The sequence below is a fragment of the Vibrio sp. Y2-5 genome (genome assembly GCF_014596725.1).
GTDB lineage: Bacteria > Pseudomonadota > Gammaproteobacteria > Enterobacterales > Vibrionaceae > Vibrio.
Genome location: NZ_JACVEG010000003.1, coordinates 308,690 through 322,980, shown reverse-complemented (window position 1 = coordinate 322,980; position 14,291 = coordinate 308,690). Strand labels below are relative to the sequence as shown.

The 14,291-nt window shown below is 45.0% G+C and carries 12 protein-coding genes; 4 read left to right on the top strand and 8 right to left on the bottom strand.

Annotation, left to right across the window (positions count from 1 at the left end):
* Window positions 1-201 precede the first annotated feature (201 nt).
* Window positions 202-663, top strand: a complete 462-nt coding sequence (locus HUO09_RS10880; RefSeq protein WP_167412009.1) for an isoprenylcysteine carboxylmethyltransferase family protein — start codon at window positions 202-204, stop codon at window positions 661-663.
* Window positions 664-734: 71 nt separating this feature from the next.
* Here HUO09_RS10880 and HUO09_RS10875 read toward each other — a convergent pair whose 3' ends face one another.
* From HUO09_RS10875 to hutC, 5 genes are all read right to left on the bottom strand, one after another.
* Window positions 735-1,454, bottom strand: coding sequence for a DUF3581 domain-containing protein (locus tag HUO09_RS10875; RefSeq protein WP_188233997.1), 720 nt, complete (start codon window positions 1,452-1,454; stop codon window positions 735-737).
* A 128-nt stretch (window positions 1,455-1,582) separates the two neighbouring features.
* A complete protein-coding gene (gene hutH, locus HUO09_RS10870; protein WP_188233996.1) occupies window positions 1,583-3,118 on the bottom strand; it encodes a histidine ammonia-lyase in 1,536 nt (511 codons plus the stop codon).
* 11 nt (window positions 3,119-3,129) lie between these two features.
* Window positions 3,130-4,827 carry a urocanate hydratase gene (gene hutU, locus HUO09_RS10865; protein ID WP_188233995.1) on the bottom strand — a complete coding sequence of 566 codons (1,698 nt, stop codon included), beginning with the start codon at window positions 4,825-4,827 and terminating at the stop codon, window positions 3,130-3,132.
* A gap of 163 nt (window positions 4,828-4,990) precedes the next feature.
* Complete coding sequence (hutI, locus tag HUO09_RS10860; RefSeq protein ID WP_188233994.1) at window positions 4,991-6,196, bottom strand: imidazolonepropionase; 1,206 nt, start codon at window positions 6,194-6,196, stop codon at window positions 4,991-4,993.
* Between the two features lie 126 nt (window positions 6,197-6,322).
* Complete coding sequence (hutC, locus tag HUO09_RS10855) at window positions 6,323-7,042, bottom strand: histidine utilization repressor (protein ID WP_042488404.1); 720 nt, start codon at window positions 7,040-7,042, stop codon at window positions 6,323-6,325.
* 229 nt (window positions 7,043-7,271) lie between these two features.
* Here hutC and yqfB point away from each other — a divergent pair, with 229 nt between their 5' ends.
* Window positions 7,272-7,589, top strand: a complete 318-nt coding sequence (gene yqfB / locus HUO09_RS10850) for a N(4)-acetylcytidine aminohydrolase (protein WP_188233993.1) — start codon at window positions 7,272-7,274, stop codon at window positions 7,587-7,589.
* A 76-nt stretch (window positions 7,590-7,665) separates the two neighbouring features.
* Here the strand turns inward: yqfB and HUO09_RS10845 are convergent, their stop codons facing one another.
* Both HUO09_RS10845 and yeiP read right to left on the bottom strand, forming a co-directional pair.
* A complete protein-coding gene (locus tag HUO09_RS10845) occupies window positions 7,666-7,986 on the bottom strand; it encodes an HI1450 family dsDNA-mimic protein (protein ID WP_042488411.1) in 321 nt (106 codons plus the stop codon).
* A gap of 1 nt (window position 7,987) precedes the next feature.
* Window positions 7,988-8,554 carry an elongation factor P-like protein YeiP gene (gene yeiP, locus HUO09_RS10840; RefSeq protein ID WP_167413388.1) on the bottom strand — a complete coding sequence of 189 codons (567 nt, stop codon included), beginning with the start codon at window positions 8,552-8,554 and terminating at the stop codon, window positions 7,988-7,990.
* 200 nt (window positions 8,555-8,754) lie between these two features.
* Between yeiP and HUO09_RS10835 the strand changes: the two genes are divergently transcribed.
* Window positions 8,755-9,522, top strand: a complete 768-nt coding sequence (locus HUO09_RS10835; RefSeq protein WP_167413387.1) for a nucleotidyltransferase domain-containing protein — start codon at window positions 8,755-8,757, stop codon at window positions 9,520-9,522.
* Window positions 9,523-9,690: 168 nt separating this feature from the next.
* A complete protein-coding gene (locus HUO09_RS10830) occupies window positions 9,691-11,709 on the top strand; it encodes an EAL domain-containing protein (RefSeq protein ID WP_188234155.1) in 2,019 nt (672 codons plus the stop codon).
* Here HUO09_RS10830 and HUO09_RS10825 read toward each other — a convergent pair.
* Window positions 11,706-14,069, bottom strand: coding sequence for a DNA polymerase II (locus HUO09_RS10825; protein ID WP_188233992.1), 2,364 nt, complete (start codon window positions 14,067-14,069; stop codon window positions 11,706-11,708). The genes HUO09_RS10830 and HUO09_RS10825 overlap by 4 nt on opposite strands.
* Window positions 14,070-14,291 lie beyond the last annotated feature (222 nt).

The following is a 14,291-nucleotide window of genomic DNA, read 5'->3' as shown; positions in this document are numbered from 1 at the left end:
ATTGTCGGGCTTAATTTTATCTATCATTATTAGACGATTATCTCCTTCCTACTTGAAGCTGCAGCGCTTTATGTTTTGGTATAGGGGGCTCCCTAATCACATAGTTATCTATGCTCATGGGGATTTACTCACATGCGCCTACCTGCAACTCCAAGTAGTTTGGGTATAAGTATATTGATTGAATGCTAACGGAGAAAATCAATGCATCGACTGGAACTGAAAATTCCGCCAGTAGCCGTGTTTGTAATTGCCATGGTGCTGATTAATCGCTTTGCCCATATTTTCACGTTTGCTCATGTTCCATTACCCTATGTTGGCGTGGTCTGGAGCATCTGTTTTGTGCTTTCAGGGTTTATCGGAATTGCTGGAATCTATGAGTTTCGTAAAGCGAAAACAACGGTGAATCCGACTAAACCCCATCAAGCGACGAGCATAGTAGAAAGCGGCATCTTTCACTATTCACGTAATCCAATGTATTTAGGGCTACTACTGCTCTTGATAGGCTTTGCATATTGGCAACAGAATGGTTTGAGTTTGCTTACCTGTATTGGGTTCGTTTGGTATATGAACCGTTTTCAGATAGAGCCAGAGGAACGTACCTTAACGCAGATTTTCGGTCAGCCTTATGTTGACTATAAAACCCGTGTCCGGCGCTGGATTTGAAGTAAACCCATTTGTGACGTAAATAAAAAGCCCCACTCAACGGAGTAGGGCTTGGTTATTCTTTAGAACGATTAAGCGGCAAGCTGAGCCAAAAAGGTCTCTTTGCGTTCGTTAAAGCGATTCACTAGATCGTCAATCTCGCTTTGTTCATAAGGTTTCAGACCACTAGCAACCATACGCTTCACACCGTGACCGACAACCACACCTTCTTCTTTAAATGCGAAAGTCATGGTTACCACGCCGCGCTTACCATCCACGTCGAAAGTTGCGCCAGTGTATTCCACTTCTGGGTGCGTTAGGTCTAGACGCTCAAATTCCACTTCCATGCTTTCATAGATAACCAACGGACGCTGAGGGTTAATCATCATCTGCTGTTCGTCCATCAAAGGCACCATGATATGAGGGAAGTTCATACCAGAGAACTGTACGTAGTTAGTCACAACGTGTTCAATGAATGCTGGATTGTGGCTAACTTCACCTTCTCGGCTCATGTGCAGATATTCTTTACCTGCTCCATCAACCACGGCGCTCTCTTTCTCACATTTGTTTTCAATGTGCAGAGCAATGCCGTCGTTCACCATGCCAGAAAACTTGAAGCGCATCTTTTTGCTGATGCCTTCTTTTTGTAGCAATACTGCGAATAGGAGATCACCCGGTACACAGAAGCGTTTGCTGTCTTCATCGTGAATAGGGTTGTAATCACCCGCCACTTTTTTCGCGAAATGGCTAGCCTGTTCGCGAGTGAATTGGAATTGTTTGTCTTGGCTTGAGAAGTATGGTGTTAGAAACATAATTTACGCTATTTCACAAAAACTGTGTGGATTATAACTGCTAAAGTTATTTTAATGGTCCAATCAGTCAAATTAGGTGCAGAACAGTTAAAAAAAGAGCCCCGAAGGGCTCTAGTTACCGGTTTGGATTATTGAAGACTTGGCAAAATGTTTGCTGGCATCAGGTGGTTATGTACCGCCAGTTCAAGCAAAGTATTCGCTTGTTCAATATCTGGTGAGAAGTAACGGTCTTTATCGTAAAACGGTACTTTATCACGCAGGATTTGCTTTGCTTCTTCAACGCGAGCTGAAGATTTATTTGGTGCGCGGAAATCCAGACCTTGAGCAGACGACAAATATTCAACCGCCAAGATACCGCGAGTGTTTTCACTCATATCACGTAGGCGGCGACCAGCAAAGGTTGCCATAGATACGTGGTCTTCTTGGTTTGCTGAGGTTGGCAGGCTGTCTACAGACGCTGGGTGAGCCAGAGTTTTGTTCTCACTTGCAAGTGCTGCGGCTGTAACTTGCGCAATCATAAAGCCGGAGTTTACACCGCCGTTATCCACTAGGAACGGAGGCAGTTTGCTCAGTGCGCTGTCGATGAGCAGAGCCATACGACGTTCTGACAAGCTACCAATCTCTGCGATAGCAAGCGCTAGGTTGTCCGCCGCCATGGCTACAGGTTCTGCGTGGAAGTTACCACCAGAGATGATGTCGCCATCTTCTGCAAATACCAGCGGGTTGTCTGAAACAGAGTTTGCTTCCGTTTGCAGAATATCTGCCGCGTTACGGATTTGAGTTAAACATGCGCCCATCACCTGAGGCTGGCAACGCAGTGAATACGGGTCTTGAACTTTTTCACATGAAGTGTGTGACTGACCAATCTCACTGGTTTCATCTAATAGGTGACGGTATGCCGCTGCTGCGTCAATTTGACCTTGGTGACCGCGCACTTCGTGGATACGGTGATCAAACGGACGACGGCTGCCGAGTGCGGCTTCAACAGACATCGCACCACATACGGTTGCAGAGGCAAATAAGTCTTCCGCCATAAACAAGCCTTCAAGCGCAAACGCTGTTGACGCTTGAGTACCATTGAGCAGCGCAAGACCTTCTTTTGGAGCAAGCGTGATTGGAGAAAGACCAGCAAGCTTCAGTGCTTCTAAGCCCGAGATGATTTCACCATTGTGACGCGCTTGACCTTCACCTAGAAGAACCGTGCTCATATGAGCCAGAGGTGCTAGGTCTCCGGATGCACCGACAGACCCTTTTTTAGGAACACATGGGTAAACTTGGTGGTTAACTAGCGTCATCAGTGCTTCTAGAACTTCTAAACGAATACCAGAAAAACCACGCGCTAAGCTGTTAATTTTAAGAACCATCATCAGACGCACAGTTTCGTCTGACATGAATTGACCAATACCAGCCGCGTGAGACAGAACAATACTTCTCTGTAGAGTCTCTAAATCTTCAGGGGCGATTTTGGTGTTTGCTAGCAAACCAAAACCTGTGTTGATGCCGTAAACGGTGCGACCTTCGGCAATCACTTGCTCAACCACTTTAGTGCTGCGTTCGATAGCTGGAATAGCTTCTGGATCAAGAGAAAGAATCACAGGTGAACGGCTAACGTTACGCAGTTGGTTTAGCGTCAGAGTGCCCGGTTTAATGACTAAATTTAACATTTATGATGTCCTTACTTCAGTTTAGCCAGCTCTTCATTGAGCATTGGTAGGTCAAGTTTTTGCTCTTTTGCACAGCGTTTTGCGATTTCGTAACCGGCATCCGCGTGACGCATAACACCCGTTGCAGGGTCGTTGTGAAGAACGCGAGCGATACGTTCAGAAGCATCTTGAGTACCGTCACAGCAAATCACCATACCAGAATGTTGAGAGAAGCCCATGCCTACGCCACCACCGTGGTGTAGTGAAACCCAAGTTGCGCCGCCGGCTGTATTAAGCAGCGCGTTAAGTAGTGGCCAGTCAGACACGGCGTCCGATCCATCCATCATACCTTCGGTTTCACGGTTAGGGCTTGCTACTGAGCCCGAGTCTAAATGGTCGCGACCAATAACGATAGGGGCTTTAAGTTCGCCATTTTTAACCATTTCGTTGAATGCCTGACCTAGACGCTCACGATCTTTCAGACCAACCCAACAGATACGTGCTGGTAGACCTTGGAAACTGATGCGCTCACGAGCCATATCCAGCCAGTTGTGTAGATGAGGGTTATCTGGAATGAGCTCTTTTACTTTTTGGTCGGTTTTGTAGATATCTTCTGGATCACCAGAGAGTGCAGCCCAACGGAATGGACCAATACCTTCACAGAATAGTGGACGGATATAAGCCGGAACGAAACCTGGGAAGTCGAATGCGTTTTCTACGCCTTCTTCCAACGCCATTTGGCGGATGTTGTTACCGTAGTCGAGAGTCGCAGCGCCGCGAGCTTGTAGCTCTAACATTGCACGCACTTGTACCGCCATCGACGCTTTTGCCGCTTTCACGACTTTTGCTTCGTCGCTGTTACGCATTTCAGCAGCGTATTCCATGCTCCAACCTTGCGGTAGGTAGCCGTTTAGCGGGTCGTGCGCAGAAGTTTGGTCTGTTACTACGTCTGGCGTGATGTCGCGATCAACCAGCTCTTGGAAAATATCCGCAGCGTTACCGAGTAGACCAACAGATACCGGTTCGTCAGATTCGTTGATGATCGCTAGTGCTTCATCTAGGCTTGTTGCTTTCTTATCAACATAGCGAGTACGTAAACGGTAATCGATACGTGATTCGTCACATTCAACAGCGATCATAGAGAAGCCTGCCATGGTAGCCGCTAGAGGCTGAGCGCCACCCATACCACCAAGACCACCAGTCAGAACCCAACGCCCTTTTGCTTCGCCGTTGAAGTGTTTCTTCGCGACCGAAACGAAAGTCTCGTATGTACCTTGAACGATACCTTGTGAACCGATGTAGATCCAAGAACCTGCGGTCATTTGTCCGTACATCATCAAGCCTTCTTTATCCAGCTTGTTGAAGTGTTCCCAGTTTGCCCAGTGAGGAACAAGGTTTGAGTTCGCAATCAGTACGCGTGGCGCATTTTTGTGTGTAGGGAACACACCTACAGGCTTACCTGATTGGACAACCAGAGTTTGGTCTTCTTCTAGACGTTCTAGAACTTCAACGATTTTGTCGTAACATTCCCAGTTACGCGCAGCGCGGCCGATACCACCATATACCACAAGTGCATGTGGGTGTTCGGCAACATCTGGGTCTAAGTTGTTCATCAACATACGAAGCGGTGCTTCTGTTAACCAAGATTTTGCACGAAGCGTTGTGCCGTGTGGCGCACGAATCGTGCGGCTAGTATCAAGACGTGAACCTTGGTTTTGGTGCTGCGTCATGTGAGACTCCTTTTCATCATTAATTGATTTGGCCTTTTGAAGGCCAAACATCATTTGGTTTAAGCTCGGTTTCCGTGGAGCTTGATTTAAATGTTTTTCTATACAGATAGAGATTTAATTGAGTAACGGCATTCAGCGAGTCGTTACTTTGAAATCGTTGTTGTTAATCGTTGCAAATGGTGCCATCCACGATTCGGGCATACAGTCGAGGCACACCCACTTGGTAACTGAGATCCGCCGGATGGTCGATGTTCCAGATGGATAGGTCAGCATCAAAGCCGATAGAAACTTGACCACGTGAATCGCCATAACCCAGAGCTTTTGCTGCGTGGCAAGTTACACCGCGTAAACTCTCTTCAGGTGTTAGTTCAAACAGAGTACAGCCCATGTTCATCATCAATGTTAAGTCTGCAAAGGGAGAGGTGCCCGGGTTGATATCCGTCGCCAAAGCCATTGGAACCTTATGTTGGCGAAGCAGTTCAATCGGTGGCTTTTGTGTTTCACGTAGGAAATAGAATGCGCCAGGAAGCAGCATGGCGACCGTACCGGACTGTGCCAGTGCCTCAACACCTTGCTCATCGAGATATTCGATATGGTCTGCGGATAATCCGTTATAGCGAGCAGTCAAAGCCGTGCCGCCGAGGTTGGAAAGTTGCTCTGTGTGACCTTTTACTTTTAAGCCATGCTCAATAGCGCAGCGGAATACTTTTTCGGTCTGCTCTAAGTTGAAACCAATCGACTCGCAGAACACATCTACGCTGGTGGCGAGTTCTTGCTCTGCCACTAGAGGGATGATCTCTTGGCAGATATGCTCAATGTAATCGTCTGGGCGATCTTTATATTCAGGGGGCAGTGCGTGGGCTGCTAGTAACGTTGTTGTGATTTTTACTCGACGATGCTGTTCAAGCTCTTTTGCCGCTTGCAGCATTTTAATTTCATCTTCCAGTGTTAACCCATAACCAGATTTCACTTCAACGGAAGTGACACCGCTTTGAAGTAAGCCATCTAATCTTGGCAGTGCATTTTCAACTAACTGGTCGATAGACGCTTTGCGTGTAGCGTTAACGGTTGAAAGAATGCCGCCACCTTGCGCTGCGATGGTCTGGTAAGGCACACCTTGCAGACGCATTTCGAATTCATTAGCGCGGTTGCCTTCAAAGATAAGGTGGGTGTGAGCATCAATAAGTCCTGGAGTAACCAATTTACCTGTGCAATCAACCACAAAGCTATGTGTTGTATCGACGCTTTGATCGGTAATGGCTTCAATACGTCCGTTCTTGATGACGATCGTTTTAGGCTGACTAGGTTGGTAACCTTTGTCTCCAGCTTCCATGCTGACAATGCGAGCGTTAATTAAAACAAGTTCCATAACATTCCTACTTCTTTAGACGATCGTTATCGAGTTGCAATTTTATTTGTATGTTTAAATGTATATACAATTAATAGTGCAATTAAAGATTTTGATCAAGCGGAATGTTGTGAAAATGTGAGAATTTTATTTCTCGTTCAATAAAACTTTTGAAGTGAGTTTATATTTCGAACCCGGATGGTAAAGCAGTGCAGAGCTCACTAACTTGTCTTCACTCCAAGTGCGGCGGTTAAGAAGTAAGCACGGTTCATTGCTGCTCAGTTCCAGAGAGGCTTTGATGTGGCTATCTGGGACGATTGCTTCAACGGTATGCTCGATAGCACTTAACGGGCAGTTCGCTGAAAGGTATTGGTTAGGGGTGATTTGCGAAAAATCCTGTTCGAGATAATTCGGAGCATAACGGCTGTTTACCCAACGGATTTCAAGTTGCAGCGGCGTGTCATTGGCGTAATGCAGGATTTCACTGTAGAACACATTGCTACCCACCATAATGCCCAACTTTATCGCGACATTTTCATCAGCAACGATTGCACGTTGTTGTAAAACCTTACTGTGGTATTGCTTGCCACGGCTCAACACTTCGTCAGCAATATTGCGAATATCCAATAGTGGCGATTCAGCCTTTTCTTCAGGTACACAAACGAAAGTACCTAGACGAGGGCGGCGTTGTAGTTTGCCTTCGGACACCAAATCTCGGATCGCTTTATTCACCGTCATACGGCTGACATTAAATTGCTCGGTTAATTCAAGTTCAGTGCTGATGCGATGACCAACAGGCCAGTGACCAGAATTAATTTTGTCGAGAATATAGTGTTTGATCTGTGTATAAAGTGGTGATGAAGACATGCTGCGCTCAAAGTGTAATTGAATATACAAATACTTTACGACTTAAAAGAAAAATGCAATGGCAGATTTTCTCTTTATGCAATTGAAGTAAATAAATTTTTATTTATGTGATAGGGCACAAAGTATCATCTAATTGTATACTCCTTCAATGGTTTGTTTTTGTTCCCGTCCAGCTTTGCTTTGTTCTATCAAGCTGGGGGAGTCACTCCTTTTACGCTAGAGATAAGTTATGCAATTTCCTACAACAATGACATTTTTCGCCCGTTTTGAAGCCGATATTCTCTCTGGTAAAAAAGTGATTACTATTCGTGATGAAAGCGAAAAAGATTATCAACCCGGTTCAGTGGTTGATGTAAGCACATTGGAAGAGGGGCGTTGGTTTTGCCGTTTAAAGATTCAGTCTGTGGAACCCGTACTGTTTTCTGATCTCAATGAATTTCATGCTGAGCAGGAGAACATGACTTTGCCTCAGTTAAAGCAAGTGATTAATGATATCTATCCGGGCATTGAATCTCTGTATGTGATCCACTATGAGCGAGTGGAATAATGCGCTCACTGTTACAGAGATAAAAAACGCCAACCCTAGGGTTGGCGTTTGACACTTGATGATACGGAGATTGCGATTAATCGCGCTTCCACATCATATGACAAGCTTTATGGTCTGGATCGAGACTGATGAGCATTCGTGCGAATACGTCATCCAGTTCATCATTGTCTTCATTGACGAGGCCAATACGGACTTCCGCGTAAGTTTCTTTATCAAATTCAAAACCTACTTGTTCTACCCAGTCGTCGCCAATTTCTACGACTTCTGCCGCACCGCGATCATCAAATTGAGCGGTGAACAGGATCACATCAACGGGTTCCAGATTATCTGGAGCCATTTCTAAGAAAATGTCGTATGCAGCTTCGATTGCGTCGTCTAATGAGATCAATTCAGACATATTACGCTCGGCTCATGAACTTACGTTCAGTCGTGTTGATAACAACGCGCTCGCCGCTAGCGATGTATTCTGGAACTTGAACAGTTAAACCAGTAGAGAAACGTGCTGGTTTAGAACGAGCTGAAGCTGAAGCACCTTTGATTGAAGGATCAGTTTCTTCGATTACCATCTCAACAGAAGAAGGAAGTTCGATAGCAACAGGTTTGCCATCAACAAGCACTACTTGCATACCCTGAATTTCTTCAGTGATGAACAGTAGTTCGTCTTCGATGTCTGCTTTTTTGAAGTTGAATTGAGAGTAGTCTTCATTGTCCATGAAGATGTACTCGTCGCCATCAACGTAAGAGAATGAAATGTTACGTTTGTTCATGTCGACGGTATCTAGGAAATCGTCTGACTTGTAACGCTCATCAACACGAGCGCCAGTGTTTAGATCTGTACAACGTAGTTTGTAGATCTTAGAACCACCACGGCCGCCCGGAGTTGTTACTTCGATATCTTTGATTAGTAGTGTTTTGCCGTTTGATACAATTGCAAAACCTTTTTTAAGTTCACTTGCCTTTGGCATGGAGTCTTATCCTTCGTTTTTCGTTTCGGCGCATTATACATTTAGCCATGCCAGAAAAGGAATATCTGACTGCAACTTGAGACGAGAATAATGCATTAAATTTGTATTTCATCGTTCACACACCATCTAAGCTATTGATTCATGCTTCTGCTTAAGGGAACATAAACAGCCTCATCACTCTATGGAGCTAACACTCGTTCATGACGCTTTTGGTTATTGACCCTAAACAGCCTTTTCAACCTGAGTTCCAACCCGCCGTTGACGATTTGGTTCGTTTTTTACGTGCTGGGGTAGGGGATGCATTGCACAGTATCTATCTGTACGGCAGTGTAGCGAGAAAAACGGCAGTGGCTGGTCAGTCAAATATGGACGTGGTGATTGTTACTAAACGACCTTTTGAAGATCGTAAAGTGACGCTGCTTAATACGATTCGCTGGCGATTCCAAAAGAGCTTCCCGTTTATAACTGATGTCAATATCAAGACTGCTCTGGTCGACGAGATTACCACGTTAGACAGCATTTTCACTTGGGGTTTTATGCTCAGGCACTGCTGTGTCTGTGTTTATGGTGATAACTTGGCGGAATGTTTTGGTGATTTTGAACCAAGCTGGGAAATCGCTAAGCATTGGAATATGGATATTTCTGAGTGGGTTCCAGTTCTGCGTGACCGGATTGTAAAAGCAAATACACCTCAAGAGCAGCTAAAAGCACAAAAGCAGATGGCGAAAAAACTGCTACGCGCAAGCTACTCTCTCATTATGTACAAAGATAGGAAGTGGTTTGATGATCCTGTTGAGTGTGGGAACAATTTCCTCCATTACCATCCAGAGATGAAGCTAGAGGTCGATCGTTTAGGTTTGCTCTTGAAAGACCGAGTAATCCCTAAACGATCTGTGATTGGTTTGCTGGATAGCTTTGGGCCTTGGTTGGTTCAGCAATATCAGAAAACCGAATTTCGTATCGGTTAGTCATTCGACTAGAAGTAAATTTATCAATATAACGAACTAATTCTATAGTTAATTTTCGCTGTGCTAACTTTAGAGAGTAGGGGTTGGTGGAGCAGTTGTATGCCAGTTAGTCTCAAAGAAAAACCAAATCATCTGTTCGGTCGTGTACTGAAATATGGGTATTCCTCTATGCATGCCATACGACAAGGTATGATTTGGTTAATTCCCTGTTTGATGCTTTCCTCACTGGCTCTTTTTGTTGCTTGTATCGCTGAGTTTTACATTGGAGGTCGCCCGTCTTGGGTGCAGGCTTTCTATGATATGAACAGTGCTGTTGGCGACGTATTTCCCTATCTAATGACGGCGACAACATCTTATTTGCTCGCTATGCAATGGCGTATTCCAAGACCACCGATGGCTTTGCTGAGTATCCTCTATCTGGTGGTTAGTGCTTCGTTGATCAAAACGCACAGTACGCTTGAAATGCTTTATATCGTTATGGCAATCGTGACGCCGTTATACGCTATCCCTTTGATCGCCTATCTGTTTTCTCTAAAAGCTTTGCATGTGACTTCGTCAGAAAGCGCTGGTTCCATGGTGAAGGAGTCGTTAAACCTAGTGCTACCAGCGATCATCACTTTGGCGATGGTGATGTTGGTGAATTTTGTCATTCTTGAGTCACTGTCGCTTTTTTCTTTAGACAAGCTGCTTACCTTCGATTATGCCAATGATCCCTATATCTTCGGTTCTGTGTTTGCAGTATTAAATTCAACATTGTGGTTTTTTGGTATTCATGGTTATTACGCCTTACTCCCCATGGTTGAGTTATTACAACAAGCTAGCGACTTAACTTATTCCACAGTAGCAGCAGGCGGCAGTGCGCCTTACGCAATGAACCTGTCGTTTATGGGCACTTTTGTATTTATTGGCGGATGTGGCTCAACCTTATCATTGGTGATAGCTCTATTGTTGTTTTCTAAGCAGAAAACACTACGTCTTATCGCGATTGCAAGTATCCCAATCGGTTTAATTAACGTGAATGAAATTTTGTTGTTTGGCTTACCCATCATCTTTAATCCTCGTTTATTTATACCGTTTTTATTAGCGCCGCTGGCTAATGTGATCATCGGTTTAACCGCTGTTAACCTTGGTTTGGTGCAAATTCCTTCTGTATCTGTACCTTTTAACGCTCCAGTTTTAGTCAATGCCCTGATCGCTACCCATGGTGATTGGCATTCTGTGGCATTACAGGCCATCAATCTTGCGGTGGGAATTCTGATTTATTTGCCCGCAGTCAGAGCGACCAACCAAGTATTTGGCGAAAGGGAGATTCGTATTGCCTCACTCGATACCACCTATATGCGCCGTGAGGAGGAAGCGAAAACGTTAGCTGATGATCCTATCGTTCTTGCCCAGCAAAAAGAGCATCATCAAGCGCGAGTGGAAAAACAGATCCAGAATATGAGCCAAAAAGAGTTTTGTTTGGAGTATCAACCTCAGGTTGCAAAACATAATGGTGCGGTAGTCGGTTGTGAAGCGCTCGTAAGAGCTATGGATGATCAAGGAAATTTGTTACCGCCGAGCAGTTTTCTTCCTTGGTTAGAAAGCGCCGGGTTAATGAAAGATATGGACTTGTGGGTATTTAAAAGAGTGGCAAAAGACATTGTGTATTGGAACCAATTGGGTATCCATGTGCCCGTGAGCGTTAATATCACTCCCGATACATTGGTCGATGATGAATATCTGGGGAAAATTATCTCTGCGATTGGTGCAGTCAGTAGCCAGATTCACATTGAAATTACTGAAGAGACATTGCTAGTGGACGAACGGGCGTTGCAATGTGCATTAGAACGCCTGCACGCGATGAAAGTGAAAATCTACATTGATGATTTTGGTACGGGTTACTCGTCGCTTAGCTATCTGAATCGCTTTGATATTGATGCGATCAAAATTGACCGCTCGTTTGTGCTGGCGTTGGACACGCAAAGAGGGCGAAAGGTCTTTGCCAGTTTGCAATCTGTCGCTACTGAGCTTGATTTAGCGGTTGTGGTTGAAGGCGTAGAAACCCAGCAGCAGTTAGATGCCATTGCCGATCACCCGAACTTATCCATTCAAGGTTGGTTGTTTAGTCGCTCTTTGAAACCTGAGGATTTTATTAACTACGTACAAGCTTCTCCTTCCATAACGCAAGCGCAGCGAGTTAGTTAGAAGAGACCTAACTGCGGCAGACTAATGGATTCAAACTGCAAACCGACAAAGGGTAATATCGCATCCGCGACAGGCTTAAGCTGCTTATCAATGTAGTGCTGATAATCGATGCGGCTTTTTAGGTACTCTTTCGGTTCGGGGCCGTTGAGTGTCATCAGATATTCAATTCTTCCACGGTTTTGATATTGCAATGGTCTTCCAAGTTGTGCATTTATTTCATCAGCTATACGGGCTGCACGCACTTGTGGAGGAACGTTTTTCTGATATTCATGCAGTTTTCTGCGCAAGCGCTTTTGATAAACCAGTTCATCATCAAATTGACCCGCAAGGGTATCCTCTACGACTTGGCGAACATAATCTTCAGGGTTTTCTCCGTGGAAAATCATTGAGTATAAGGTGTGTTGAAAACGCTGCGCGAGTGGTGTCCAATCAGTTCTGGCACTTTCAAGCCCTTTGAACACCAATCTTTCTTGTTCACCCTCACCAATCAGGCCTGCATAGCGCTTTTTAGAACCCGTTTCCGAACCACGTATTGTTGGCATCAAAAACTTGCGATAGTGAGTCTCGTATTCGATTTCCAATTTGGAGGTGAGGGCATAATTCTGCTTTAAATGCGATGTCCACCACTGGTTTATATGGGCGACCAGCTTTTTACCGATTTTGTCCGCATCGGCTTGGTTGTGTTCATGCCCGAGTGAGACAAAGGTTGAGTCCGTATCGCCATAAATCACTTGGTAGCCTTGTTCTTCGACCAGTACCTTCGTTTGCTTCATGATTTCATGACCACGCATGGTGATACTGGAAGCGAGTCGAGTATCGAAGAAACGACAACCGGAGGAACCTAATACACCATAGAACGAGTTCATGATGATTTTAATGGCTTGAGAAAAGGCTTTGTCGTTGTTCTTTTTGGCGATATCTCTGGCTGCCCAGAGGTTTTCAATCATCTGCGGTAGGAAATGCTTGCTACGGTGGAACTGACCACCGCGAAAACCCGGTACTGCTTGGTTTTCACTATTGCCTATTTCCAGTTTTAAGCCTTCGATGAGACCCAGAGGATCAATCAGAAATGAACGTATTATCGACGGGTATAGACTTTTAAAGTCCAACACCAACACCGAGTCATATAGCCCCGGTAAGGAATCCATGACATAGCCACCCGGACTTGCTAACCAGTTTTCTGAATGCAAATTCGGTGCGGCGTAACCTGCACGGTGCAGTTGTGGAAGATATAAGTTAGTAAATGCCGCAACAGAGCCACCAATACGATCCAGCTCAACCCCAGTCAGTTTAGAGCGCTCAATGGCGAAATCGAGTAGGTGAGTGTGTTGGAAAATTTTATTCACCAACACGCAATCTTGTAAGTTGTATTTCGCCAGTGAAGGCTTGTCGTGACGATACATACGGTTGATTTCATCCATACGATCGTGAACATTGTGAATGTCTTTTCCTTCGCCAAGCAGTTCCTGAGAAACCGATTCTAGCGACCAAGAGCGAAACTGATACGTGGCGGTTTTCAGCGTATCGATACCATCCAAAACGACCCGTCCAGGTATGGTAATAAACCCTTGTTGAGTTTGGCTCGCGCTGCGGAAAAAGCTTGGCTGATTACCTCTGCCGAGCATCAGTTTCATTTTGTGCCATTCCGCTCGCTTATGTAGTAGTCGAAAGTCAAAATCGATAACACTCCAGCCGACGATAACATCAGGGTCATATTGCTCAAACCAAGCACATAATGCTTGTAGCAACTCATATTCGTTTGATACCCATTGAATGTTGGTTTCAGCGTCTTGCGGTTCGCCGATCATAATGACTCGGCTATCCATCGGGCTATCGAGGCCAATAGAATAGAGAATGCCTTTCTCGGAACATTCCAAATCCAACGAAACCACTTTCAACTTTGGCGTGTAATCACCGGCTTTACACTTTGCGTTAAGAACTCTCTGATAGTTCGGGTAGCGTGTGAAATCACCGGTAAAGGTAATGCCGCCTTGGATAAATCGTTCCATCAGAAAACGATCAGCCAACTTGATATCCGACTCAAGAGTCAGGATGTCTGATTGTTCGAAAAGTGTTTTTAGGGCGTTGGATTGCTGAATGGTTTCGCAATAGCAGGCCGCCAGTGGTTGTTGTTCAAACGACAACATGTCGAGGCTACGAATGTTTGCAGAGAGATTGCTTGCACCAAGAAGTTCATTTGCTACTGCTACGGACGTTTGTTCAAGAAAAAACACCGGCTTTTCATCTTTGATGATTACTTGAGTCGGCCCCGAGTCTGTAGCAAGCCAAAGCTCGATGTGAGTTTTACATTGTATGTCTCGTGCTTGTCGTGTTAGCAGAAAGCCTTGCTGAATAGTCAAATGGTCGTTCCGAGCGAGAGAGTGAGCTTGTGGTTTGTACAGGCGGGCATAATAGCAAAAAGTTCTTCAAATAGCAGAATCTATGCGTCTTGCTTAAAACGTATGCAATAAGGTAACGATTGGTTGAACAGAACAAGAGCTCGCTCAAACTTCCTATAAAAGTCACTTTTAAAGTAAGAATAGCCTGATATGTTTGTCGGGTTGCTCAACAAGTTGATATTT

Coding starts and splice junctions, on each gene's coding strand:
- HUO09_RS10880 (WP_167412009.1), top strand. CDS start 202: ATGCATCGACTGGAACTGAAAATTCCGCCAGTAGCCGTGTTTGTAATT.
- HUO09_RS10875 (WP_188233997.1), bottom strand. CDS start 1,454: ATGTTTCTAACACCATACTTCTCAAGCCAAGACAAACAATTCCAATTC.
- hutH (WP_188233996.1), bottom strand. CDS start 3,118: ATGTTAAATTTAGTCATTAAACCGGGCACTCTGACGCTAAACCAACTG.
- hutU (WP_188233995.1), bottom strand. CDS start 4,827: ATGACGCAGCACCAAAACCAAGGTTCACGTCTTGATACTAGCCGCACG.
- hutI (WP_188233994.1), bottom strand. CDS start 6,196: ATGGAACTTGTTTTAATTAACGCTCGCATTGTCAGCATGGAAGCTGGA.
- hutC (WP_042488404.1), bottom strand. CDS start 7,042: ATGTCTTCATCACCACTTTATACACAGATCAAACACTATATTCTCGAC.
- yqfB (WP_188233993.1), top strand. CDS start 7,272: ATGCAATTTCCTACAACAATGACATTTTTCGCCCGTTTTGAAGCCGAT.
- HUO09_RS10845 (WP_042488411.1), bottom strand. CDS start 7,986: ATGTCTGAATTGATCTCATTAGACGACGCAATCGAAGCTGCATACGAC.
- yeiP (WP_167413388.1), bottom strand. CDS start 8,554: ATGCCAAAGGCAAGTGAACTTAAAAAAGGTTTTGCAATTGTATCAAAC.
- HUO09_RS10835 (WP_167413387.1), top strand. CDS start 8,755: ATGACGCTTTTGGTTATTGACCCTAAACAGCCTTTTCAACCTGAGTTC.
- HUO09_RS10830 (WP_188234155.1), top strand. CDS start 9,691: ATGCATGCCATACGACAAGGTATGATTTGGTTAATTCCCTGTTTGATG.